The sequence below is a fragment of the Janthinobacterium sp. SUN176 genome (assembly GCF_030587335.1).
In the GTDB taxonomy this organism is placed as follows: Bacteria; Pseudomonadota; Gammaproteobacteria; order Burkholderiales; family Burkholderiaceae_D; genus Janthinobacterium; species Janthinobacterium kumbetense.
The window spans coordinates 3701409-3723356 of sequence record NZ_JAPWIA010000001.1 but is presented as its reverse complement, the minus strand read 5'-3'; the positions used below and the strand labels follow the sequence as shown (position 1 = coordinate 3723356).

At 64.4% G+C, this 21948-nt stretch carries 22 protein-coding genes; 10 read left to right on the top strand and 12 right to left on the bottom strand.

What is annotated here, in order from left to right:
* Positions 1-1464 carry a deoxyribodipyrimidine photo-lyase gene (locus tag O3299_RS16835; RefSeq protein ID WP_305062752.1) on the bottom strand — a complete coding sequence of 488 codons (1464 nt, stop codon included), beginning with the start codon at positions 1462-1464 and terminating at the stop codon, positions 1-3.
* Positions 1465-1850: 386 nt separating this feature from the next.
* Between O3299_RS16835 and O3299_RS16830 the strand changes: the two genes are divergently transcribed.
* From O3299_RS16830 to O3299_RS16805, 6 genes are all read left to right on the top strand, one after another.
* The gene (locus tag O3299_RS16830; protein ID WP_034746689.1) at positions 1851-2453 is read left to right on the top strand and encodes a YqgE/AlgH family protein; all 603 of its coding nucleotides are present in this window, start codon (positions 1851-1853) and stop codon (positions 2451-2453) included.
* The gene (gene ruvX / locus O3299_RS16825) at positions 2450-2848 is read left to right on the top strand and encodes a Holliday junction resolvase RuvX (protein ID WP_223278885.1); all 399 of its coding nucleotides are present in this window, start codon (positions 2450-2452) and stop codon (positions 2846-2848) included. The genes O3299_RS16830 and ruvX overlap by 4 nt, the downstream gene beginning before the upstream one ends.
* 38 nt (positions 2849-2886) lie before the next feature.
* A complete protein-coding gene (gene pyrR / locus O3299_RS16820) occupies positions 2887-3411 on the top strand; it encodes a bifunctional pyr operon transcriptional regulator/uracil phosphoribosyltransferase PyrR (RefSeq protein ID WP_034780225.1) in 525 nt (174 codons plus the stop codon).
* A complete protein-coding gene (locus O3299_RS16815) occupies positions 3404-4369 on the top strand; it encodes an aspartate carbamoyltransferase catalytic subunit (protein ID WP_034746695.1) in 966 nt (321 codons plus the stop codon). Before pyrR ends, O3299_RS16815 begins: the two co-directional genes overlap by 8 nt.
* 24 nt (positions 4370-4393) lie before the next feature.
* Positions 4394-5695: a dihydroorotase gene (locus O3299_RS16810; protein ID WP_099666542.1), complete on the top strand. Its 1302-nt coding sequence runs from the start codon at positions 4394-4396 to the stop codon at positions 5693-5695.
* An 87-nt stretch (positions 5696-5782) separates the two neighbouring features.
* Positions 5783-6529, top strand: a complete 747-nt coding sequence (locus O3299_RS16805; RefSeq protein WP_305062751.1) for a 1-acyl-sn-glycerol-3-phosphate acyltransferase — start codon at positions 5783-5785, stop codon at positions 6527-6529.
* Here the strand turns inward: O3299_RS16805 and O3299_RS16800 are convergent.
* The 7 genes from O3299_RS16800 to O3299_RS16770 all read right to left on the bottom strand — a co-directional run bounded on the left by O3299_RS16800 (position 6526) and on the right by O3299_RS16770 (position 12959).
* Positions 6526-7290 carry an ABC transporter permease gene (locus tag O3299_RS16800; protein ID WP_305062750.1) on the bottom strand — a complete coding sequence of 255 codons (765 nt, stop codon included), beginning with the start codon at positions 7288-7290 and terminating at the stop codon, positions 6526-6528. The two genes, O3299_RS16805 and O3299_RS16800, sit on opposite strands and share 4 nt — an antisense overlap.
* 2 nt (positions 7291-7292) lie before the next feature.
* On the bottom strand, positions 7293-8537 hold the full coding sequence (locus O3299_RS16795; protein WP_305062749.1) for an ABC transporter substrate-binding protein: 1245 nt from the start codon (positions 8535-8537) through the stop codon (positions 7293-7295).
* Between the two features lie 17 nt (positions 8538-8554).
* Complete coding sequence (locus O3299_RS16790) at positions 8555-9349, bottom strand: ABC transporter ATP-binding protein (RefSeq protein WP_305062748.1); 795 nt, start codon at positions 9347-9349, stop codon at positions 8555-8557.
* On the bottom strand, positions 9346-10431 hold the full coding sequence (locus O3299_RS16785; RefSeq protein ID WP_305062747.1) for an acyl-CoA dehydrogenase family protein: 1086 nt from the start codon (positions 10429-10431) through the stop codon (positions 9346-9348). Before O3299_RS16785 ends, O3299_RS16790 begins: the two co-directional genes overlap by 4 nt.
* A 1-nt stretch (position 10432) precedes the next feature.
* Positions 10433-10987 (bottom strand): carboxymuconolactone decarboxylase family protein, encoded by a 555-nt coding sequence (locus tag O3299_RS16780; protein ID WP_099666548.1) that lies wholly within the window; start codon positions 10985-10987, stop codon positions 10433-10435.
* A gap of 118 nt (positions 10988-11105) precedes the next feature.
* On the bottom strand, positions 11106-12026 hold the full coding sequence (locus tag O3299_RS16775) for an AraC family transcriptional regulator (protein ID WP_289917271.1): 921 nt from the start codon (positions 12024-12026) through the stop codon (positions 11106-11108).
* Positions 12027-12119: 93 nt separating this feature from the next.
* Positions 12120-12959, bottom strand: coding sequence for a symmetrical bis(5'-nucleosyl)-tetraphosphatase (locus O3299_RS16770; RefSeq protein WP_305053997.1), 840 nt, complete (start codon positions 12957-12959; stop codon positions 12120-12122).
* Positions 12960-13410: 451 nt separating this feature from the next.
* Here O3299_RS16770 and O3299_RS16765 point away from each other — a divergent pair, with 451 nt between their 5' ends.
* The 4 genes from O3299_RS16765 to waaA all read left to right on the top strand — a co-directional run bounded on the left by O3299_RS16765 (position 13411) and on the right by waaA (position 17516).
* Positions 13411-13719, top strand: a complete 309-nt coding sequence (locus tag O3299_RS16765; RefSeq protein ID WP_289917266.1) for an H-NS histone family protein — start codon at positions 13411-13413, stop codon at positions 13717-13719.
* A gap of 91 nt (positions 13720-13810) precedes the next feature.
* Positions 13811-15193 (top strand): phosphomannomutase/phosphoglucomutase, encoded by a 1383-nt coding sequence (locus O3299_RS16760; RefSeq protein WP_305053996.1) that lies wholly within the window; start codon positions 13811-13813, stop codon positions 15191-15193.
* A 4-nt stretch (positions 15194-15197) separates the two neighbouring features.
* Positions 15198-16220, top strand: coding sequence for a lipopolysaccharide heptosyltransferase I (gene waaC / locus O3299_RS16755; protein WP_305053995.1), 1023 nt, complete (start codon positions 15198-15200; stop codon positions 16218-16220).
* An 18-nt stretch (positions 16221-16238) separates the two neighbouring features.
* Positions 16239-17516, top strand: coding sequence for a lipid IV(A) 3-deoxy-D-manno-octulosonic acid transferase (gene waaA, locus O3299_RS16750; protein WP_289900314.1), 1278 nt, complete (start codon positions 16239-16241; stop codon positions 17514-17516).
* Here waaA and O3299_RS16745 read toward each other — a convergent pair.
* The 4 genes from O3299_RS16745 to glyS are packed head-to-tail and all read right to left on the bottom strand — an operon-like array spanning position 17513 to position 21927.
* A complete protein-coding gene (locus O3299_RS16745) occupies positions 17513-18436 on the bottom strand; it encodes a M48 family metallopeptidase (RefSeq protein ID WP_099666555.1) in 924 nt (307 codons plus the stop codon). The genes waaA and O3299_RS16745 overlap by 4 nt on opposite strands.
* 44 nt (positions 18437-18480) lie before the next feature.
* The gene (locus tag O3299_RS16740; RefSeq protein ID WP_034746739.1) at positions 18481-19221 is read right to left on the bottom strand and encodes a 1-acyl-sn-glycerol-3-phosphate acyltransferase; all 741 of its coding nucleotides are present in this window, start codon (positions 19219-19221) and stop codon (positions 18481-18483) included.
* A 16-nt stretch (positions 19222-19237) separates the two neighbouring features.
* Positions 19238-19825 (bottom strand): D-glycero-beta-D-manno-heptose 1,7-bisphosphate 7-phosphatase, encoded by a 588-nt coding sequence (gmhB, locus tag O3299_RS16735; RefSeq protein ID WP_072455078.1) that lies wholly within the window; start codon positions 19823-19825, stop codon positions 19238-19240.
* A complete protein-coding gene (gene glyS / locus O3299_RS16730) occupies positions 19825-21927 on the bottom strand; it encodes a glycine--tRNA ligase subunit beta (RefSeq protein ID WP_305062746.1) in 2103 nt (700 codons plus the stop codon). The genes gmhB and glyS overlap by 1 nt, the downstream gene beginning before the upstream one ends.
* Positions 21928-21948: the final 21 nt, after the last annotated feature.

The window sequence follows — 21948 nt, the reverse complement described above, 5'->3', positions numbered from 1 at the left end:
CTACGCCACCACCTTTACCACGGCATAGCGCTCCAGGGTCTCCTTGCGCGCCTCGTCGTGCTGCACCAGCGGTTCCGGATAGTCGCGCCCCAGCACGATGTTTTTTTGCTCGAGCAGCATGCGCGGCACCAGCCAGGGTGCGTGGATTTCCTTGTCGCCCAGCGCCTTCAGCTGCGGCAGATAGCGGCGGATGAAGCGCCCGCTGGCATCGAATTTTTCCGATTGCGTGATCGGATTGAAGATGCGGAAGTAGGGCTGGGCGTCGCAGCCGGACGACGAAGCCCATTGCCAGCCGCCGTTGTTCGACGCCAGGTCGAAGTCATTCAGGTGCAGCGCGAAATACGCTTCGCCGCGGCGCCAGTCGATACCCAGGTCCTTGATCAGGAAGCAGGCCGTGACCATGCGCAGGCGGTTGTGCATATAGCCTGTCTGGTTCAGTTGCGCCATCGCCGCGTCCACCAGCGGATAGCCGGTGCGTCCCTCGCACCAGGCGGCAAAGGCGGCATCGGCTTCGGGACCCGTGTCCCAGGCGATGGCGTCGTAGGCCGGTTTGAAGGCGCCGCCTTCCACGTGCGGGTTCTGGTACAAAATCATGGCGTAGAAATCGCGCCAGATCAGTTCGGCCAGCCAGACGGGCGCGCCATCGCCTCCGCCGCCCCTATCCATCAGGTCGACGATGGTGCGCACCAGGTAGCGCAGCGACACGGTGCCGAAGCGCAGATGCATGGACAGGTAGGACGGTCCCTTCAGGGCGGGGAAATCGCGCGCCACGTCGTAGCGGGCCACGCGCGGCAGGAAATCCTCGAACAGCATGCTGGCGCCCGACATGCCGGTGGGAATGGCCAGCTCGGCCAGGTTGCTCGGTTCGAAACCCAGCTCGCCCAAGGTGGGCAGGGGCACCGGTGTGCCGGCGCGCGGCGGCGCCAGGCTGGCCGCATGCGGCTCGATAGCGAATGGCGCCAGGCAGCCGGGTTCCGCGCGCATTTTCTTCAGCCAGGCATTCTTGTACGGCGTGTAGACGGTATACGGCTTGGCCGAGAGCGTCAGCACTTCGTCCTTTTCAAAGATCACCTGGTCCTTGAAACTGAACCACAGGCGCGCATCGCGCGTGAGCGCGGCGGCCACCGTGGCGTCGCGCGCGATGGCCTGCGGTTCGTAGTCGTGGTTGGCAAAGACGGCGTCGGCGTTCAATTCGGCGGCCAGGCGCGGGATGGCCTCGGCCGCGTCTGCGTGCAGCACGATCAGGTCGCCGCCCAGCTGGCGCAGCTCGCCAGCGAGCTCGGCCAGGCTGGCATGGATGAAGTCGACCCGCCGGTCGCGGCGCGGCAGGACCGCCAGGATGGCGGTGTCGTACACGAAGACGCAATGCACGGTCTGGCTCTGGCGCAGGGCGTGATGCAGTGCAGCATGATCAAACGCGCGCAGATCGCGCCGGAACCACACCAGGGAAGTCTTGATTGTCATTATTTCGCGTGTTCAGGGTCAAAGATAGGCCATTTTTTGCCGCCAACGGGGCTTTATCGCCGCTCGCGTCGCGCCTTTGGCGTCGCTGCGGCGGCAATTCAGTGTAAACTACCGGGTATGTTCGTGGTGCTTTATGTGCGACAGCGATTTTGCAATCAATTTTACAATTGGCATTGAAATGCGCCTGCAGGCAAAGCGAATTGACCATTAATTTATAACATAACAAGAATAGCGCCTGGCAACACGGCTCTCGCCGCCCAACATTCGCGGCAGGAGGTGCCAGGCGTACGATAGCGGGGTAAGCGAGACTTGCCAGCAAGCCCACAGAGAGAGCATCGCGTATGAAAAAGAGTAAAATCGACCAGACTCTACCAGGACATCGTTTGATGCAGGGTGTGGGAGAGCCGGCCGCGACCGGTTCCTCCACCCTGAATCTGGCCAACCATTTCCTCATTGCGATGCCGGCCATGCAAGATCCGATCTTCGGCGGCACGGTCGTGTACGTGTGTGAACATAATGAAAACGGCGTGCTGGGCGTCGTCATCAACAAGCCCACCGACATGACCATGGAAGTGCTGTTCGACCGTATCGACCTGAAACTGGCGGCCGGCAGCGACACGCCCATCATCAACGAACCGATCATGTTCGGCGGTCCGGTGCAGGACGACCGCGGTTTCGTGCTGCATACGCCGGGCGCGCGCTATTCCTCGTCGCTGACGGTGACCGATGAAGTGGCGTTTACCACCTCGATCGACGTGCTCGAAGCCGTCGCCAAGGGCGATGGCCCCGAGCGCATGCTGGTCTCGATCGGCTACTCGGGCTGGAGTCCGGGCCAGCTGGAAGACGAGATCGGCCGCAACGGCTGGCTGACGGTGGGCGCCTCGGCCGACATCCTGTTCGATTTCCCCATCGAGCAGCGCTATGTGGCGGCCATCAAGTTGCTCGGTATCGATCCCCTCATGCTCGCCAGCGAGGCTGGCCACGCATGAGCGGTGACGCCATCGACACCATCCTCGCCTTCGATTTCGGCTTGAAACGCATCGGCGTGGCCATCGGCAATACCATGATTTGCCAGGCCAAGCCGCTCAGCGTGATCACGGCCACGGCGAATGAGCCGAAGTTTGCCGCCATCGATAGCCTGATCAAGGAGTGGGGCGCGAGCCGCATCGTGGTGGGCTTGCCCAGCCATCCCGATGGCACGGAACACGAAATGAGCGCGCGCTGTCGCCGCTTCGCCAACCAGGTGCATGGCCGCTTCAACCTGCCGGTGGAACTGGTCGACGAGCGTTATTCATCGGCCGTCATCGCCGCCAAGCGGGGTGAAGTCATCGATGACCGCGCCGCCGCCATCATCCTGCAACAGTATTTCGACGCGAATTATTAATCTGACCTTTGACCCATTCCTGAATGATCAAGAACCCTATGCCGCATCCTACGAATCCTTCCCAACTCGACGCCGAGGCCCTGTACGCGGTCTTGCTGCAACAGGTGCAGAGCGGCCTGGCGGGCATCCCCAACGTGGCCATCGTCGGCATCCATTCGGGCGGCGCCTGGCTGGCTGAACGCCTGGCGCGCGACCTGAACCTGCTCGACCGCCTGGGCGTGCTCGATGTCTCGTTCTACCGCGACGACTTCGCCCAGAAGGGGCTGCATGCCGACGTCAAGCCGACGCAAATCAGCTTTGACGTGGCCGGCGCCACCATCCTGCTGGTCGACGATGTGCTGTACACGGGCCGCACCACGCGCGCGGCCATCAACGAATTGTTCGATTATGGTCGCCCGGCGAAGATCATGCTGGCCGCCCTGGTCGACCGCGGCGAACGCCAGCTGCCGGTTGCCGCCGATTTCGTGGCCGCCTTTACAGCCGTACCGCCGGGCCAGGCCCTGGTCCTGAAGCAAGCCGACGATGGAAAATTCACGCTCACCATAGATACCCACCATGCTTAATCCGCAACTGAATAAACACGGCGAACTGCAACATCTGCTGACGATTGAAGGCTTGCCGAAGTCTATCGTCAACCACATCCTCGATACCGCTTCCTCGTTCGTCGGCATCTCCGACCGCGATGTGAAAAAGGTGCCGCTGATGCGCGGCAAGAGCGTTTTCAATCTGTTCTTTGAAAACTCCACACGCACCCGCACCACCTTCGAGATCGCGTCAAAAAGGCTGTCGGCCGACGTCATCAACCTGAACATCCAGGCGTCGTCGGCCAGCAAGGGCGAGTCCCTGCTCGACACCATCGACAACCTGTCGGCCATGCATGCCGACATGTTCGTCGTGCGCCATGCGCAGTCGGGCGCACCCTACCTGATCGCCAAGCACCTGATCGACACGAAGCAGCCGCACGTCCACGTGGTCAACGCGGGCGACGGACGCCATGCGCATCCGACCCAGGGCTTGCTCGATATGTACACGATCCGCCACTACAAGAAGGATTTCACCAACCTGACGGTGGCCATCGTGGGCGATATCCTGCACAGCCGCGTGGCCCGTTCCGACATCCACGCGCTGACCACCCTGGGCGTGCCGGAAGTGCGCGCCATCGGTCCGCATACCCTACTGCCGGGCGGCCTGGAACAGATGGGCGTGCGCACCTTCACCAACATGGATGAAGGCCTCAAAGGCGTGGACGTGATCATCATGCTGCGCCTGCAAAATGAACGCATGAGCGGCGCGCTGCTGCCGTCGGCGCAGGAATATTTCAAGAGCTATGGCTTGACGCCCGAGCGCCTGGCGCTGGCAAAACCGGATGCCATCGTCATGCATCCGGGCCCGATGAACCGCGGCGTGGAGATCGATTCGGCCGTGGCCGACGGTCCGCAGGCGGTGATTCTGCCGCAGGTGACGTTCGGTATCGCCGTGCGCATGGCGGTGATGAGTATTTTGGCTGGTAATCAGGGCTGATAGCCCAAGGACGAGTAAGCGAGCATGACGACACTACATATCAAGAATGGCCACCTGATCGACCCTGCCAACGGCATCGATGGCTTGCAAGACCTGTTTATCGCCGACGGCAAGGTGCTGGCCGTGGGCAGTGCCCCGGCCGGTTTCACCGCCGACACCACCTTTGACGCGGCCGGCCTGGTGGTCTCCCCCGGCCTGGTCGACCTGTCCGCGCGCCTGCGCGAGCCGGGCTACGAATACAAGGCAACGCTGGAATCGGAATTGCAGGCAGCCCTTCAGGGCGGCGTCACGAGCCTGGTGTGTCCGCCCGACACGGACCCCGTGCTCGACGAGCCGGGTCTGGTGGAAATGCTGAAATACCGCGCCAAGACGCAGAACAAGGCGCACGTGCATCCGCTGGGCGCACTGACCATGGGCTTGAAGGGCAAGTCGCTGACGGAGATGGCCGAATTGACGGAAGCGGGCTGTATCGGCTTTGCGCAGGCGGAAGAGCCGATCGAAGACACCACCGTGCTGCTGCGTGCGATGCAGTACGCGAACACCTTCGGCTACACGGTCTGGCTGCGCCCGCAAGACCCGCACATCGGCCGCGGCGGCATCGCCCACAGCGGCCCACTGGCATCGCGCCTGGGCTTGTCCGGCGTGCCCGTGATGTCCGAAACCATCGCGCTGCACACGATTTTCGAGCTGATGCGCGCCAGCCGCGCGCGCGTGCACCTGTGCCGCATTTCGTCGGCGGCGGGCCTGGAACTGATCCGCGCGGCCAAGGCCGAAGGCTTGCCTGTCACCTGCGACGTGGGCGTGCACCATGTGCACCTGACGGACGCCGATATCGGTTTCTTCGACCCGAACGCGAGGGTCACGCCGCCGTTCCGCAGCCAGCGCGACCGCGATGCGATCCGCGCCGGCCTGCTCGACGGTACGGTCGACGCCATGTGCTCGGACCATACGCCCGTCGACGACGATGAGAAACTGCTGCCGTTCGGCGAAGCGTCGCCCGGCGCCACTGGCCTGGAACTGCTGCTGTCGCTGGCCCTGAAATGGGCCGACGACTATGCGCTGGCGCAGCCGCAGGCGGGCGCCCGTCCGCTGGCGCGCGCCGTGGCCAAGGTCACGGCCGACGCGGCCCGTGTCGCCGGCATCCCTGCCGGCAGCCTGGCCGTGGGCGAAGCGGCCGACATCTGCGTCTTCGATCCCGCCGCGCGCTGGACCGTGTCGTCGGCGTCGCTGGCCAGCCAGGGCAAGCACACGCCTTTCCTCGGCTATGAGCTGAGCGGCATCGTCAAGGCGACCATCGTCGCCGGACAGGTGGCGTTTCAGCGTTAAAAAATCAGATCCGTGGACCGGGGCACGCTGCCCCGGCATCCCTTGTCTGCTCCCGGATTTCGGTTCTGGTTTATTTGTTGGTGTGATTTGAAACTTCTGCTTACCTACCGCCTCGCGCGCATCGCCATTCACCTGAGCTGCGGCATGGCCAAGAGCGCCGTGCTCTTTCCCTGGCTGGACCTGGAGGGGCGCAACCGGCGCATCCGCCGCTGGTCGACGCAGCTGCTCGATATCTGCGGCGTGCACGTGGCGCAGCCGGCGGACAGCGTGCCGGCGCTCGACCATGCGATGGTGGTGGCGAACCACGTGTCGTGGCTCGATATCTTCGTCATCAATGCCGTGCACCCTTGCCGTTTCGTCGCCAAGGCGGAAATCCGCGCCTGGCCCATCCTGGGCTGGCTGGCGGGACGCGCCGGCACCATCTTCATTTCGCGCGGTAGCAAGCGCGATTTGCGCCTGATCTTCCAGGGCCTGGTGGATAAATTGACGGCGGGCGAGCGCATCGCGTTCTTCCCCGAAGGCACCACCGCCGCGCAAGGACAGATACTGCCGTTTCACGCCAACCTGTTCGAGGCGGCCATCGACGCGCAAGTGCCGGTGCAGCCGTTCGCGCTCGTGTATGTGGATGACAAGGGGGCCTTGCACCATGCCGTCGACTTCATCGGCGACATGAGCTTTGCGCAAAGCATGGTGGCGATCCTGAGCGGCCCGCCCATCACGGCGCGCCTGACCTGTCTGGCGCCAGTGGCGACGCTCGATGCGCACCGGCGCGAACTGGCGACGGCAACGCAGGCGGCGGTGGCCGCCGCGCTGCCGCTGGAAAAGACCGCCTAGTTTTTGACGTGCAGCCAGCGCGCATGCGCGGCACGGGCCAGGTGGTCGAGGATAAACCCGAGTATGCCGATCAGCACGATGGCGGCCATTAGCTCCGAATACGCGAGGCGGTCGCGCGTATCGAGGATGAAGTAACCGAGACCCGCCGACACGCCCAGCATTTCCGCCGGCACCAGCACGATCCAGATGATGCCGATGGCCAGGCGCACGCCCGTCAGGATATCGGCCGTGATGCCCGGCAAAATCACCTTGAAGACGATTTCGCTGCGCGTGGCCGACAGGCTGCGTGCCAGCAGCAGCCAGTTCGGATCGAGCCGCGCCACACCGGCCGCCGTATTGAGCAAAATCGGCCAAACGGCCGCAAACGCCAGCAGGAAGTACACGGGCGCATCACCGACGCCGAGCACCATCACGGCGATCGGCATCCACGACAACGGCGAAATCATGCGCAGCAACTGGAACAGCGGCATGGCCGCACCGGAAAAGCTCTTCGACATGGCCACCAGCACGCCCAGCGGCACGCCGATGACGATCGCCAGTCCCAGGCCCACGGCCACCCGTTGCAGGCTCAATACCACGTGCAGCCAGATATCCGAACCGCCCACCATCTCCTGGAACGCCAGCGCCGTGGGCAAGGGCGCGAAGGCGGTGGCGATGGGCGTGGATTTCTCCAGTGCCGTCACGCCCATGGACCACAGCAGCAAGGCACAGGCCAGCCCCACCAGGGGCAGGCCGAACTTCGTGAACAACTTGCTTGCCATCGTCAGACCGCCACGGTTTCGCTGCGCAGCAGGTTGGCCGGCAAGCCGAAGGCGGCTGGGCCGCCGACTGCCGTGATGGTCTTGCGCACGAAGCGGTCATCGACCAGGTCGCGCGCGGCGAACTTCGGATCGAGGTTGGCCAGGAAGCGCGTATCGCCTTCGACCTTGGTACGGCCGATGGCGCGCACCAGTTCTTCCGTGTACGAGGCAAACGGATATGGCTGGAAGTCGATGCGGCGCTGCTGCCAGTTCTTGTGCACGATCAGGCCCTGCTTTTCATAGCCGGCGTAATCGGTGGTGGCCAGCACCTTGGTCAGCACCTGCAGCGGATGCGGCGTGTAGCGGTGCTCGCCCACGTTCGACAGCAGCTTGGCCGTGTCGACCTGGTTCGAGCGCGTCCACAACTGCGCCTTGACGATGGCGTTGGTGACCTTCTGCGCCCATTCGGGGCGCGTGTTGATGTCGCGCTCGGACAGGAAGGTGACGCAGCATGCATGGTTTTTCCACACGTCGCCCGAAAAACGCAGGATCTTGCCGATGCCGGCGTTTTCCGCCGCCGCGTTGAACGGTTCGGCCACGATGTAACCGGCGATGGACTTGCTGGCCAGGGCCGAGACCATTTCGGCCGGCGCCAGCACGATCAGGTTGACTTCATTCGGCTTGATGGCGGCATTGCGCGCCCGCGTGACCGGGGTCAGGCCGTTGGAGGACAGGATTTGCTGCAGCAGGATGTTGTGGATCGAGTACCAGAACGGGATGGCGACCGTGCGGCCGCCCAGGTCGGAGACCTTGTTGATCTCGTTGGCCACCGTCAGCGCGGAACCGTTGACGTGGTTCCAGGCGACGACTTTCGCGGGGAACTTGGCGCCGTAGCGCACCCACAGGGTGGCCGGCGACAGCAGGTGGATGACGTTGACCTGGCCGGCGACGAAGGCTTCGATGATCTGCGCCCAGCTGCGGAACAAGCGAGGTGTTTCCGCCTGCAGGCCTTCCGCTTCAAACAGCTTGCGGGCGTGGGCGACGAGCAGCGGGGTGGCGTCGGTAATCGGCAGGTAGCCGATTTTCACGGGCTGGTCGTCGCCTTTCGGGCCTTGCTGGGCCATGGCGTCACCGGCGAACAGCAGGGGAGAAGCCACGCTGGCCGTGGCCAGGGCCGACATGCGCAGGAAGTCGCGCCGCGTCAGGCCGCAGTCGCAATCGGACGAGGCGCAGATATGCAGGGGTTTGTTTTGATCTTCGAATGTCATGGGAAAGTTCCGGTCGATTAATTGGGAGCGAGGGCGGGCGTTTGATCCTGCTTTTGCAGCGCTTGCAGGGCGTCGAGGATGTCCATCTTGAGGGCGATGACGTCTGCGCTGTGGCCGATGCGGGGCTGAGCGATGGCGACGGGCCATTCGCGCACGATGTTGCCCGGCTTGCCGCCCATCAGCAGAATGCGGTCCGCCACGAGGATCGCTTCATCGATATCGTGCGTGACGAGCAGCACGGCAGTGTGCCAGCGGTGCACCACGTCGACCAGCAGCGACTGCATCTCGGCGCGCGTGATGGCGTCGAGTGCGGAAAACGGTTCATCGGCGAACAGCAGTTCCGGTTCGCGCGCCAGCGCACGGGCCAGCGCCACGCGTTGCGCCATGCCGCCCGAGAGGGCGGATGGATACAGCTTTTCGCGTCCCTTCAATCCCACCGCCTCGATGGCTTGTGCCACGCGCGCCTGGTGCGCTTCGCACGTCAGTTGCGGCTGGTGCTTGAAGTCCAGGCCGAAGCCGGCGTTGCCCGTGACGTTCAGCCAGGGCAGCAGGCTGGCTTGCTGGAAGACGAGGGCGCTGCGCGGGTCCGGTTCGCGCATGGGGGCATCGAGGAATTGAATCTCGCCCGTGGACGGCGGCTGTAAGCCGGCCAGCACGCGCAACAGGCTCGATTTGCCGCAGCCGCTGCCGCCCAGCAGGCAGACGATTTCGCGCTTGCGCACACCCAGAGACACGTGCTGGAACACGGGCGCGCTGCCCGCATAGGCATAGCTCAGATCCTGCGCCTGCAAGGCCCAATCAGCAACGCTCATGCCGGCGCTCCCGCCGCCTTGGCCGCCTGCTGGCTGTCGAACAGCTGCAAGGCTGCCTGCAACTGCGTCAGGCTGGGAGTGACGATGGGGATGAACGACGATTCGCGCCAACGGCGGGCAAAGCCCTGCTGCTCGGCGTTCAGATAGGCGCGCCCGCCCATGGCTTGCAGTTCCAGCATCAGCGCCTGCTGCAGTACGTCGGCCAGCTGTATGCGCAGGCGGAACATGGCCGGCGCCTGCGCCTTGAAGCGGCCATCGTGCACGCCGGCCAGCAAGGTGGCGACGGCGGCCTCCAGGGTCGCTTGCAGCGCTTCGATGCGCGGCGTGAGCGCGTTGCGCGAACCGGCCGAAATCTGCGCCGCCTTGGCCAGGCTGGCGCGCGCCAGGCCGATCGACAGGCCGCACTGCATGCCGAGGAACGATGGGCGCACCTGCGGCAGCCAGGCCGGCGCGTTGTCGCTGATGATGTCCGCGGCGGGAATGTGCACCTGTGCCAGCTTGACGGAAGCCGTATTGCTGCCGCGCAGGGCGATCAGGTCCAGGTCGTCGCTGCGCTGCACGCCTGCCGTGCCGCTGTCGAAGGCGACGATGACAGGGGGCGCGCCATCGTTCGGCGCCACGGCGGCCGCCGCGACAAAGCCCGCCTTGCGCAAGTTCGTCACCCAGGCCAGGCCGCCGTCGACCAGCAAGCCGTCTTCCTGGCGCGCGCCCGTGATTTGCAGTTGTTCGATGCCGGACAAGAATTTCATGGCGTTCGACAGGCCGCTGGCGCCGGCCTGCGTGCCTGCCAGCAGGCCAGGCAAGCGGCGTTCGGCCAGGGCGCGGTTCTCGCTTTGCAGCAGGAATTCGATGAAGCAGCGCTGGCCCCAGAAAACAAAGGCCGCCGTCACCGATTGCTCGGCAACTTTGGCGATGGCGTCGATGGCGTCGCGTACGTCGCCGCCCGCGCCGCCGTGTTCCTGCGGCACGCCGATGGCCAGCAACTGGTCGCCAGCGAGGGCTGGCAAAATGGTTTCAGCCAGGTCCGACGATTGGTCCAATTGGTCGGCATGCGTGTGCAGCCAGTGATTGAGGTGGCCCATGTCAGACGGCGCCAGGCAGGTAGGGCGTCAATTGCGGATTGACGGGCGTGCCGGCCAGGCTGTTGGAGAAATTGCACAGCGTCGCCAGGCTGATGCCCAGCACCACTTCCAGCGCCTGCTGTTCGTTGTAGCCGGCCGCCAGGAAGGTTTGATATTCGGCGTCGCTGACGGCGCCGCGCGTGGCGATGACGGCCGTGGCGAAGGCGGCGACGGCGTCGAGCTTTGTATCGCCCGTCGGCTGGCCATGCTGCAGCGCGCGCACGGTATCGGGCGTCTGGCCCGCTTTTTTCAGCGAGATGGCGCTATGGCCGGCGATGCAGAAATCGCAGCCGTGGATGCGCGCGGCCGTGATTTGCACCACTTCGCGTTCCATTAACGTCAGGCTGGCGCGCGCATTGATGCCGGAGACGGTCAGATAGGTTTCCAGGGCCAGCGGGGCATTGGCCAGCACGCCGATCAGGTTGGGCAGGAAGCCATTGTTGGCGATGGCCTTTTCCACGAAGGGGCGGCTATCGGCCGGGGCGGTATCGAGAGTGTGCAGCGTCAGACGGGACATGGGGTACCTTGCTAAGTTGGTAAGTCACTCATGCATTATATCGGCCATGCCGTGCAGGTAACAGACGTCAGCGTCGTCCTTTTGTGCTCGTTCGTCTGCGATTGTGCGATCCTTGATTTCAGCTGGCCAGTTGGCGCTGGCGCTGGTCGCGCCGGTAGGCGCCTGGCTGTTCACCCGTGACCCGCTTGAAGGCGCGCGTAAAGGCGGCGTGCGAGCGGTAGCCCACCAGTTCGGCCGCGCGTTCGACGGAGACGCCATCGTGCAGGCGCCGCGCGGCGATCTTCATGCGCAGCAGGAGCAGGAACTGTGCCGGCGAGTGGCCGCTGGCGCTGGCGAAATGCTTGCAGAAGCTGGCGCGCGACATGCACGCGGCCTTGGCCATGTTCTCGATCGACCAGTCGTCGGCGGGGGCGTCGAGCATGCGTTCGAGCAGCGGCGAAAATGCGGGCTGGTGCAGCAGCGACAGCAGGCCGGCCGCCACCTGTTCGCCCTGCGCCACATGGCGTATCAGGTAAAAGAACAGCAGTTCGACCAGGCGCGCGATGAGCGGCGACGGTTGTTCCGGGTCGCCGCCGGCTTCCGCCAGTATCAGGTCGAACAGCGCGGCAGCGGCGCTGAAGGCGGGCGCGTCGCCGCGTATCAGCAGGTACGGCGGGAAGGAGTCGACGATCAGCGCGGAGAGTGCGCCGCGAAATTGAAAGAAGCCGCAGGCCAGCGCCGTCGCCGGCTGGTCCGTGGACGACTGCAGCGGCAGCATGGCTTGCGCGCTGACCGCCTGCAGCGGGTCGCTGTGCGGGCTGAGGAAGTGCGGCAAGTCGCGCAGCAGGAAGACGCCGTCGCGCGGGCCGAGCGCAATCGGCGCCGCCCCGTCGAGGTGCAGATAGCAGTGGCCATCGAGCACCAGGTGAAAGCTGCCCAGTTCCCGGCCCGCCGTGGAGGCGCGCCAGCGGCCGCAGTACTGGCCCACATGCAGGACGGCGGTGTCGAGTTCCAGGCTGCCGAGCAGCCAGCGCGCCAGTCTGTCGGTATCAGGATGCATGGGATCGCAAAGGCAAAAGCTGCATCATACGGGCTGCGCGCGGCAAGGCCAACGACCGATTTCGACTAAGCATATGCGCGCCATGCTTGCCATCTAGCGCTTGCCGCTGTGCTGCTGGAAGGCGGGGCAGGCGACTTGCAGCAGCGAGCGGTCTTCCAGGCACACGGCCGACAGTTTTCCACCCCAGACGCAGCCGCTATCGAGGCCGATCAGGTGCTCCCGCAGCAGCAGTCCCAGCGCCGACCAGTGGCCGAAGACGATGGTGTCGCCGGCGCTGCGCCGTCCCGGCACGTCGAACCACGGCAGCAGGCCGGAACCCGGCGGCGGGCTGCCGCTCTCCTTCATCTTGAAGTCCATCACGCCTTCCGGCGTGCAAAAGCGCAGCCGCGTCATGGCGTTGACGATGCAGCGCAGCCGGTCGGCGCCCTGCAGGTCGTCGCGCCAGGCGGCCGGCTCGTTGCCGTACATGGTGCGCAGGAAGGCCACCCAGCCGTCGCTGCGCAGCATCGCGGACACTTCCCCGCTCAGGGACAGGGCCTGGGCCGCGCTCCATTGTGGCAGCAAGCCCGCATGCACGAGCACGTGGCCATCGTGTGCCAGTGCCAACGGCCGCTGGCGCAGCCAGTTGATCAACTCGTCGCGGTCGGGCGCGTCGAGAATTTCGGCCAGCGTATCGGACGCATGCTCGGGGCGGATGCCGTTGGTCACGGCCAGCAGGTGCAAGTCATGGTTGCCCAGGACGCTGTCGGCCAGGCCCTGCTGCGCAAGCGCGTGCACGTGGCGCAACGTGGCCAGCGAGGCCGGGCCGCGGTTGATCAGGTCGCCAGCGAACAGCAGGCGGTACGGGCCATTCGCTGCCGCCTGGATCCGTTCGATCAGTTCGATGGTTTGTGCATGGCAGCCTTGCAGATCGCCGATAAAGTAAGTTTTCATATGTGCCGGGGTGAAGTGAACTACGCGCCTGCATTATAAGCATGCCTGCCCTTTGGCGTTGGGTGCATTCCTGGTCGGTACCCGATTGCGCGCACGGCCGGCGGGAAGAAAAGCGGATGCCGATTATGCTGCCGGAGATTTAATGGGGCGGCATTTCCCGCTGGCGTATATCGATAATTATCCGCCAGCGCGTTTATCGGAATGGATAGCCGCGCCACGCTGATCTTGCAAGCGGCCTGCGCAGGCTGCCGGAATACCACTCATCCATGTTTATTTATTTTCTACGCGTACTTTCGGCATATTTTTCATTGAATCTTAATGTGGAGCAGATAAATAAGCCGATAGCCGTGATTCAATAGGCGATGGATTATGCAACTCTGCGCAGATGTTTATGCAATGTAGTATATTTCACGCTATTTTATTATTTAAATTAATATAAAGGATGTACGGGATGGATCTGTCTACGATGACGATGCTGGAATTGCGCAAGCTGGAAGATAATATCAAGCAGGAATTGAACAGCCGCGAACGTGAAGACTTGAACAAGGCGCGCGAACAGATCATGGCCATCGCGCAGCAGGCGGGTATTCCGCTGAAACAGTTGATACTCGACGGCTTGCACCCGCGCACGGGCAAAGTCGCGGTGCGTTACCGCCATCCTGACAATGCGACCGAACAATGGACAGGCCGTGGCCGCCAGCCGCTGTGGGTCAGGCAATGGGTGGAATCGGGCAAGTCGATCGATCTGCTGCGCGTATAATTCGGTATACTCTTGGCGCAGTAGCAAGCCGTCAGCCCCGCGCTGCGCCTTGCCAGGCACCCTATTTGACCCTCTTTATACCGCCCACACCATGCTTCCATTGTCCAGAACGATCTTCAAGGCCTACGATATTCGCGGCATCATCGCTAAAACCCTCGATGCCAGCGTGGCCCACAAGATCGGTCAGGCATTTGGCCAGGCCGCCCTGGCCAAGGGCGAGCAGCGGGTCGTGATCGGCCGCGATGGCCGCCTGTCGGGGCCGGAATTGACGGCGGCGCTGGCGCAGGGCTTGCAAGCTGCAGGCGTCGACGTGATCGACCTGGGCGTGGTGGCCACGCCGATGGTCTACTTCGGCACGAATGTGCTCGACACGCGTTCCGGCATCATGGTCACGGGCAGCCACAATCCGCCCGACTACAACGGCTTCAAGATGGTGCTGGCCGGTGAAGCCATTCACGGCGAAGCGATCCAGGCCCTGTACCACAGCATCGTCGCGCACGACGGCAGCGCCAGCAGCACGCCAGGCAGCTATGCCACGCACGATATCCGCGCCGCCTACCTGGAGCGCATCCTGGGTGACGTCAAGCTGGCGCGCCCGATCAAGATCGCCGTCGATTGCGGCAATGGCGTGGCCGGCGCATTTGCGGGCGACCTGTTCCGCGGCATGGGCTGCGAGGTCATCGAACTGTTCTGTGAAGTCGATGGCAATTTCCCGAACCATCATCCGGATCCGGCGCATCCGGAAAACCTGCAAGACCTGATCCGCTGCCTGGCCGAGACCGATGCGGAAATCGGCATCGCCTTCGACGGCGACGGCGACCGCCTGGGCGTGGTCACCAAGGATGGCCAGATCATCTACCCCGACCGCCAGATGATGCTGTTCGCGGCCGACGTGCTGACCCGCCATCCGGGCGCGCAAATCCTGTACGACGTCAAATGCACGCGCCACCTGGCGCCTTACATCACCAAGCATGGCGGCGTGCCGCTGATGTACAAGACGGGCCACTCGCTGGTAAAAGCCAAGCTGCGCGAGACGGGTGCGCCGCTGGGTGGCGAAATGAGCGGCCATATCTTCTTCAAGGACCGCTGGTACGGTTTCGACGACGGCTTGTATTCGGCTGCGCGCCTGCTGGAAATCCTCACGCGCGAAGCGGATCCGTCAAGCCTGCTGAACTCCTTGCCGCAGTCCGACAGCACGCCCGAACTGCACCTGGAACTGAAGGAAGGCGAGAATGTCGCGCTGATGGACATGCTGCGCCGCGACGCCGTCTTCCCCGGCAATGAGCAGATCATCACCATCGACGGCTTGCGCGTGGAGTATGCGGATGGTTTCGGCCTGGCCCGTTCGTCGAACACCACGCCGGTGATCGTCATGCGCTTCGAAGCGGAAACGCCGGCAGCGCTGGCGCGCATCCAAGGACAGTTCAAGAGCGTGATCCTGGCCGCCAAGCCAGACGCTGTGCTGCCGTTCTGACAGCATGGCCGGCCAAGCTGGCGCACAGGCGCCCTTGAAAATCCTGCTGGTGCGGGTGTCCTCGCTGGGCGACGTGCTGCATAACCTGCCGATGGTAGCGGACATCGCCCGCCATTATCCGGATGCGACCATCGACTGGGTGGTCGAAGAGGGTTACGTCAGCCTGGTGCGCCTGAACCAGCGCGTGGGTACCATCTTCCCGTTCGCGCTGCGGCGCTGGCGCAAGAGCCTGGGCAAGAAAGAAACGCGTGCGGAAATCGCTGCCTTTTTCCGCAGCCTGCGGCAGACGCGCTACGATTATGTGTTCGATACCCAGGGCTTGCTCAAGACGGGCATCATCATGGGTGCCGCGCGCCTGGCGCCGGGCGGACAGAAAGTCGGCCTGGCCAATGGCAGCGAAGGCTCCGGCTACGAAGGCATCTCGCGCATTTTTCATACGAAAAGCATTCCGCTCGACCCGCGTACGCATGCGGTAGCGCGCGGCCGCCTGGTGGCCGGCGCGGCACTCGGCTATACGGTCGACACGCCGGCCGATTTCGGCTTGCCGGACGTATCGGCCAGCGAAGCGCGTCCGGACTGGATGGGCGAGGCGCCCTACTGCGTGTATTTCCACGGCACGGCGCGCGACGCCAAGAAATGGGCGCGGGAGAACTGGATCGCCCTGGGCCACGCGCTCGCGCCCATGCCGATTTTGCTGCCCTGGGGTTCGCCCAAGGAAAAGGCGGAAGCCGAACAACTGGCGGCCAGCCTGCCCAACGCGCGCCTGCTGCCAAAGCTGTCGATGGGCGACGCCACCCTGCTGGCGCGCCATGCGGCGCTGGTGATCGGCGTCGACACGGGCCTGACGCATATCGCCGCCGCCTTTGTGCGTCCGACGGTGGAAATCTATGCCGATTCGCCGCTGTGGAAAACGGAAGGCAACTGGTCGCCGAGAATCATCAACCTGGGCGACAAAGGCGCGCCGCCCGGCGTGCCGGAAGTGCTGGCCGCGGCGCGGCGCCTGCTGGCCGACCACCCTCCCGCCTGACTTCAACGTTAAACAAACATGCGACTTCTTTATACCCTTGCCTGGTGGCTGGCCTTGCCCCTGGTGCTGGCGCGGCTGTGGCTGCGCGGACGCCAGGAACCCGGTTATCGCCGGCACTGGGGCGAGCGCCTGGGCTTTTACGGGCGCCAGGCCACACCTGCCCCCGACACCATCTGGCTGCACGCCGTCTCCGTCGGCGAGACGCGCGCGGCCGAGCCGTTGATCGATGCGCTGCTGGCCGCATGGCCCGCGTGCCGCATCGTCCTCACGCACATGACGCCGACGGGGCGCGCCACGGGCAAGGCACTGTTTGCGAAACACGGCGCGCGCCTTGTGCAAAGCTACCTGCCGTATGACACGGGCGCCATGCCGGCCCGTTTCATCCGCCATTTCGCGCCGCGCATCTGCATCCTGATGGAGACGGAAGTGTGGCCAAACCTGATCCAGCAATGCAATCGCTACAAAGTGCCCGTGGTGCTGGCCAATGCGCGCCTGTCGCAGCGATCGCTGGGCAAGGCGCAGCGCCTGGGTAAACTCATCGCCGATGCGGCGCGCGGCATCACCCTGGTCGCGGCGCAGACGCAGGACGACGCCGATCGCGTACGTCAGCTGGGTGTGCAGGACGTGGTGGTCACGGGCAGCATCAAGTTCGACGTCGTCGTGCCCGAGGCGGCCCTGGCGACAGGCGCCTGGCTGCGCGGCGCCATCGGCCAGCGCCCGGTGCTGCTGTGCGCCAGCACGCGCGAAGGGGAAGAGCAGCTGATCCTCGACGCCTTGACCCGCGTCAGCCTGCCCGCGAATGCGTTGCTGCTGATCGTACCGCGTCATCCGCAGCGCTTTGACGAGGTGGAAAAACTCATCGCGGCGCAGGGCCTGGCCGTGCAGCGCAGGTCCGGCCTGGCGCAGGGCGATGCCGTGGCGGCGGGCACGCAGGTGCTGCTGGGCGACTCGATGGGCGAGATGTTTGCGTATTACGCGGCCTGCGATTGCGCTTTCGTGGGCGGCAGTCTGCTGCCGCTGGGCGGGCAAAACCTGATCGAGCCGGCGGCCCTGGGCAAGCCCGTGCTGATCGGCCCCCACACCTTCAATTTTGCGCTGGTGACCGAACAGGCAATTGCTGCAGGCGGTGCCGCGCTGGTGGCGGACGCCGACGCGCTGATGGCGCAGGCGGCGGCCCTGCTGCAGGATCCCGCGCGTCTGGCGGCTATGGGAGAAAAAGCGCTGGCGTTTGCCAGCCAGCACCGGGGCGCCACGCCGCGCACGATCGCTGCGATCCAGCCTTTGCTGCCAGCTTAATTGAACAGGACTGGTAATTCCTGCGAGCGTTTTCTGAGCGCCTGCTTGGCGCCATCGTAATCGGGATAAATCGATTCCACGGTGGCCCAGAAGCGGGGGCTGTGGTTCATTTCCAGCAGGTGCGACAGTTCGTGCGCCACCACGTAGTCGATCAGCGGCAGGGCGAAATGGATCAGGCGCCAGTTCAGGCGGATCTTGCGCTCGATGGTGCAGCTGCCCCAGCGCGTGCCGGCCGACGACAGCGACAAGGAATCGTACTGGACGCCCAGCTTGTCCGCATACACGTCCAGGCGCGCCTCGAACAGCTGGCGCGCTTCGTGTTGGAACCATCCCTTCACTTTTTCCTTCAACTGCTGTTCGCTGCCCGTGGGCGTGACCCAAACGTGCAGCTCATTCGTCTCGCGCTGGAAGTTGGCGCGGTGGCGCGGTGCCTGGTGCAACCGCAAGGTGATGTCGCCACCGAGGTAGGGCAGCACGGCGCCGTCGATCCATGCCACGGGCGGGCGCTGCTGGCGCTGCACCTTGCGCTCGCCCCGTTCCAGCAGTTTCGAGACGATCCAGCCTTGCTTGGCGCGGATGGCGTTGTCGATTTCGGCCAGGGTGACGCGCTTGGGCGCCGTGACGCGCAAGCCGTTATCGTCGATCATGAAGCCGATGGAACGGCGCGTGGAACGGCGCAGGGCAAATTCGACGAGGTGGCTGCCCAGTTGCAGCTGGCGCAGTGGCGGGCCATCGGCGGTGCGTGGCGGGGAAGGCAGGGGAGGCGGGGCAGGACGAGCGATGGGGGGCGCGGGTGCCACTAGCGGTGGCGCCACGGGCGGCGCTGGCGGTGCCGTGGGGCGCACCGCCGGGGGCGTGCTGGTCGAGACGTCATGCGCGAACAAATCCAGTTGCTGGTCGCCGACCCTGATGGTCTTCATCTGCTGGCGCAGTGTCGGCTCCTGGATGACCGCGCTGATGCCGTCTAGCCAGCGTTGTAGGCGTGAGGCGAAATGACGCGCATTTCTGATTCTATCCAATTTTCCACCTGTTGCATCATGCTGTCCGGGGTTTGCCCTTCCGGCGAAATCGGTTTGCCTATCGAGACGGTAATCAGTCCCGGGCGTTTGAGGAATGACTGCTTGGGCCAGCATTCGCCTGAATTATGCGCAATCGGCACCACCACGGCGCCCGTGGCGATAGCCAAACGCGTGCCGCCGCTCTTGTACTTGCCCGCCTGGCCCACGGGAATGCGGGTACCTTCAGGGAACATGATAATCCATTGGCCATCTGCCAGGCGGCGCTTGCCATGCGCGACGACGCTCTTGAACGCATGCTTGCCCTGCTTGCGGTCGATGGGGATCATGCGCAGCAGCGCCATGGCCCAGCCGAAGAAGGGGATGTACAAAATCTCCTTCTTGAACACATATACGAGTGGACGTGGCAGGCTGGGAAGCAAAAAGATGGTTTCCCAGGCCGACTGGTGCTTCGAGAGCACGATGGCCGGCGCATCGGGGAAGTTCTCTGCGCCCTTGACTTCATAGCGGATGCCGCAAATGACCTTGGCACACCACAGGATAAACACGTTCCAGCGCGAGGTGACCCAATAGCGCTTGTTGTAGCTCAATGGCGCGGCAAAAAAGCACACGCAGGCCCAGACGATGGTGGCCACGATCATGATGATCATGAACAGCAGGGATCGCAGGAACAGGGAAATATTACGCAATGCGGTTCTCCGAAGATTAGATACTGAATGCCACTGTGGGCGCCGGTGTCGCTGGCGCCTTGAGCAGGTGGCTGACGACGGCGGCCAGGTCGGGGAAGACCTGGGTGCCAGGCGGCAGGCCGCCCGTTTCATTGGTCTTCTCGCCCTTGCCCGTCAGGACCAGGTAGGGCACGCAGCCGCTGATGAAGCCTGCCTGCAGGTCGCGCAGCGAATCGCCGACCGTGGGCACGCCTTTCAGGCTGGTGTTGTAGCGCTGCGAAATTTCATGGAACATGCCGGGCTTCGGCTTGCGGCAGTCGCAATTGTCCGCGCCCGCATGCGGGCAAAAGAAGATGGCGTCGATATCGGCGCCCACCTGCTGCGCCAGGGTATGCATCTTCTGGTGGATCGCGTTCAAGACCGTCATGTCGAAATATTCGCGCGCGATACCCGACTGGTTCGAGGCGATGACGACGCGATAGCCGGCCTGGTTCAGGCGGGCGATCGCTTCGAGCGAACCGGGGATCGGCAGCCATTCGGCAGGCGACTTGATGAAGTCCGGCGAGTCATGATTAATGACGCCGTCGCGGTCGAGAATAATCAGTTTCAGCGCCGGCGTGCCCATTATGCCGCCAGCTTCGAAATGTCGGCCACGCGGTTCATCATGCCGTGCAGCGACGACAGCAAGGCCAGGCGGTTGTTGCGCAGGGCGACATCCTCGGCCATCACCATCACGTCGTTGAAGAAGCCATCGACGTCGTCGCGCAGCTGCGCCAGCGTTTGCAGGGTGCTGGTGAAGTCGCCCTTGGCGAAGGCCGCGTCAACTTCCGGCTGCACGCGCGAGACGGCGGCGGCCAGTTTTTTCTCCGCCTCGTCCTGCAGCAGCGCCACGTTGACGCCGCCGGCGGCGACCTGGCTCACGGCTTCTTCGTTCTTTTTCAGGATGTTCGTGATGCGCTTGTTGGCGGCGGCCAGCGAGGCGCTTTCCGGCAGGGCGGCAAACGCCTGCACGGCTTCCAGGCGCTGCACGATGTCGTCCAGGCGGTCCGGATTCTGCGCCACGACGGCTTCGATTTCATTCGGCGAGAAACCGCGCTCGCGCAGGATGCCGCGCAGGCGATCCAGCATGAAGGTGGTGACATCCGCGACCGGGTCCTTGAAGCCGGGAGCGGCTGCGAACTGCGCAGCCGCATCGGCCAGCAAGCCCTGGATCGACAGGGGCAAGCGTTTTTCCAGCAGCATGCGCAGCACGCCCAGGGCATGGCGGCGCAGCGCGAACGGATCCTTGTCGCCCGTCGGCGCCAGGCCGATGGCCCAGATGCCGACCAGGGTTTCGAGCTTGTCGGCCAGCGCCACGGCGGTGCCGGTGGCGGTCGATGGCAGGCTGTCGCCGGCAAAGCGCGGCTGGTAGTGTTCGGAGGCGGCCAGCGCCACTTCTTCCGGTTCGCCATCATGGCGCGCGTAGTACGTGCCCATGATGCCTTGCAGCTCGGGGAATTCGCCCACCATGTCGGTCAGCAAATCGGCCTTGGCCAGCAGGGCGCCGCGTTCGGCCAGGGCGACGTCATATTGCAGCTTGGCGGCGATGGCGCCGGCCAGCGACTTGACGCGCTCTGTGCGCGCGGCTTGCGTGCCCAGCTTGTTGTGGTAGACGACATTGGCCAGCAGCGGCAGACGCGATGCCAGGGTCTTCTTCTTGTCTTGCTCGAAGAAGAACTTGGCGTCGGACAGGCGCGGGCGCACGACGCGCTCGTTGCCGCCGATGATGTGCTCTGGCGTGTCCGTCTCGATGTTCGAGACGATCAGGAAGCGCGAGCGCAGCTTGCCTTCGCTGTCCGTCAGGGCGAAGTATTTCTGGTTCGTCTGCATGGTGAGGATCAGGCATTCCTGCGGCACGGCCAGGAATTCTTCCTCGAAGTGGCACTCATACACGACCGGCCATTCGACCAGCGCCGTGACTTCATCGAGCAGCGCTTCGGGCATCAGCACCTGGTCGGCACCGGCCTTGTCCAGCAACTGGGCGCGGATGCGCTCCTTGCGTTCCTCGTTGCTGGCGATGACGCTGGCGTTGAGGATCAGCGACGGCGCATAGTTTTCCGCGTGCGCGATGGTGATCGGTTCGCCGTCGGTGAGGAAGCGGTGGCCCAGGGTGGTGCGGCCGGCCGTCAAACCCAGCAAGGTCAATGGCAGGATATTGATGCCGTGCAGGGCGATCAGGCTGTGGGCCGGACGCACGAATTGCACGGTGGTGCCGTCCGGGCGCTGATAGCTCATCAGCTTTGGAATCGGCAGCTTGGCGGCCGACTCGGCCAGGGCAGCTTGCGCGCCCGTGGCGAGCTGGCTGCCGGGCGCCGTGTAGGTGTAGAAGAAGCTTTCAGCCTTGCCGTCGGCGGCGCGTTCCAGCTCGGTCACCGTCAGCTCGGGGAAGCCCAGCGCGGCCAGTTTCTTGGCCAGCGGCGGGGTGCCGTTGCCGTTCGCGTCCAGCGCCACGGAGACGGGCAAGACTTTTTCGCGGATCGATTTATCGGGCGAGACTTCACGCACGTTGGTGATGGAGACGGCCAGGCGGCGCGGCGAGGCGTAGCTGGTGGCGACGCTGTCGGCTTCCAGGAAGTCGCGCGCCTTCAGGCCGTTGACGATGCCGGCCGTGAAGGCGGCGCCCAGTTTGGCCAGCGCTTTCGGCGGCAGTTCTTCGGTCAGCAGTTCGATGAGCAGTGTTTGGTTCATGGTGTTCTTGTCTGGTACGGC

Bases quoted from the DNA above. Each gene is read 5' to 3' on its own strand.
- O3299_RS16835 (WP_305062752.1), bottom strand. From the start codon at position 1,464: ATGACAATCAAGACTTCCCTGGTGTGGTTCCGGCGCGATCTGCGCGCG.
- O3299_RS16830 (WP_034746689.1), top strand. From the start codon at position 1,851: ATGCAGGGTGTGGGAGAGCCGGCCGCGACCGGTTCCTCCACCCTGAAT.
- ruvX (WP_223278885.1), top strand. From the start codon at position 2,450: ATGAGCGGTGACGCCATCGACACCATCCTCGCCTTCGATTTCGGCTTG.
- pyrR (WP_034780225.1), top strand. From the start codon at position 2,887: ATGCCGCATCCTACGAATCCTTCCCAACTCGACGCCGAGGCCCTGTAC.
- O3299_RS16815 (WP_034746695.1), top strand. From the start codon at position 3,404: ATGCTTAATCCGCAACTGAATAAACACGGCGAACTGCAACATCTGCTG.
- O3299_RS16810 (WP_099666542.1), top strand. From the start codon at position 4,394: ATGACGACACTACATATCAAGAATGGCCACCTGATCGACCCTGCCAAC.
- O3299_RS16800 (WP_305062750.1), bottom strand. From the start codon at position 7,290: ATGGCAAGCAAGTTGTTCACGAAGTTCGGCCTGCCCCTGGTGGGGCTG.
- O3299_RS16795 (WP_305062749.1), bottom strand. From the start codon at position 8,537: ATGACATTCGAAGATCAAAACAAACCCCTGCATATCTGCGCCTCGTCC.
- O3299_RS16790 (WP_305062748.1), bottom strand. From the start codon at position 9,349: ATGAGCGTTGCTGATTGGGCCTTGCAGGCGCAGGATCTGAGCTATGCC.
- O3299_RS16785 (WP_305062747.1), bottom strand. From the start codon at position 10,431: ATGGGCCACCTCAATCACTGGCTGCACACGCATGCCGACCAATTGGAC.
- O3299_RS16780 (WP_099666548.1), bottom strand. From the start codon at position 10,987: ATGTCCCGTCTGACGCTGCACACTCTCGATACCGCCCCGGCCGATAGC.
- O3299_RS16775 (WP_289917271.1), bottom strand. From the start codon at position 12,026: ATGCATCCTGATACCGACAGACTGGCGCGCTGGCTGCTCGGCAGCCTG.
- O3299_RS16770 (WP_305053997.1), bottom strand. From the start codon at position 12,959: ATGAAAACTTACTTTATCGGCGATCTGCAAGGCTGCCATGCACAAACC.
- O3299_RS16765 (WP_289917266.1), top strand. From the start codon at position 13,411: ATGGATCTGTCTACGATGACGATGCTGGAATTGCGCAAGCTGGAAGAT.
- O3299_RS16760 (WP_305053996.1), top strand. From the start codon at position 13,811: ATGCTTCCATTGTCCAGAACGATCTTCAAGGCCTACGATATTCGCGGC.
- waaC (WP_305053995.1), top strand. From the start codon at position 15,198: ATGGCCGGCCAAGCTGGCGCACAGGCGCCCTTGAAAATCCTGCTGGTG.
- waaA (WP_289900314.1), top strand. From the start codon at position 16,239: ATGCGACTTCTTTATACCCTTGCCTGGTGGCTGGCCTTGCCCCTGGTG.
- O3299_RS16745 (WP_099666555.1), bottom strand. From the start codon at position 18,436: ATGAAGACCATCAGGGTCGGCGACCAGCAACTGGATTTGTTCGCGCAT.
- gmhB (WP_072455078.1), bottom strand. From the start codon at position 19,825: ATGGGCACGCCGGCGCTGAAACTGATTATTCTCGACCGCGACGGCGTC.
- glyS (WP_305062746.1), bottom strand. From the start codon at position 21,927: ATGAACCAAACACTGCTCATCGAACTGCTGACCGAAGAACTGCCGCCG.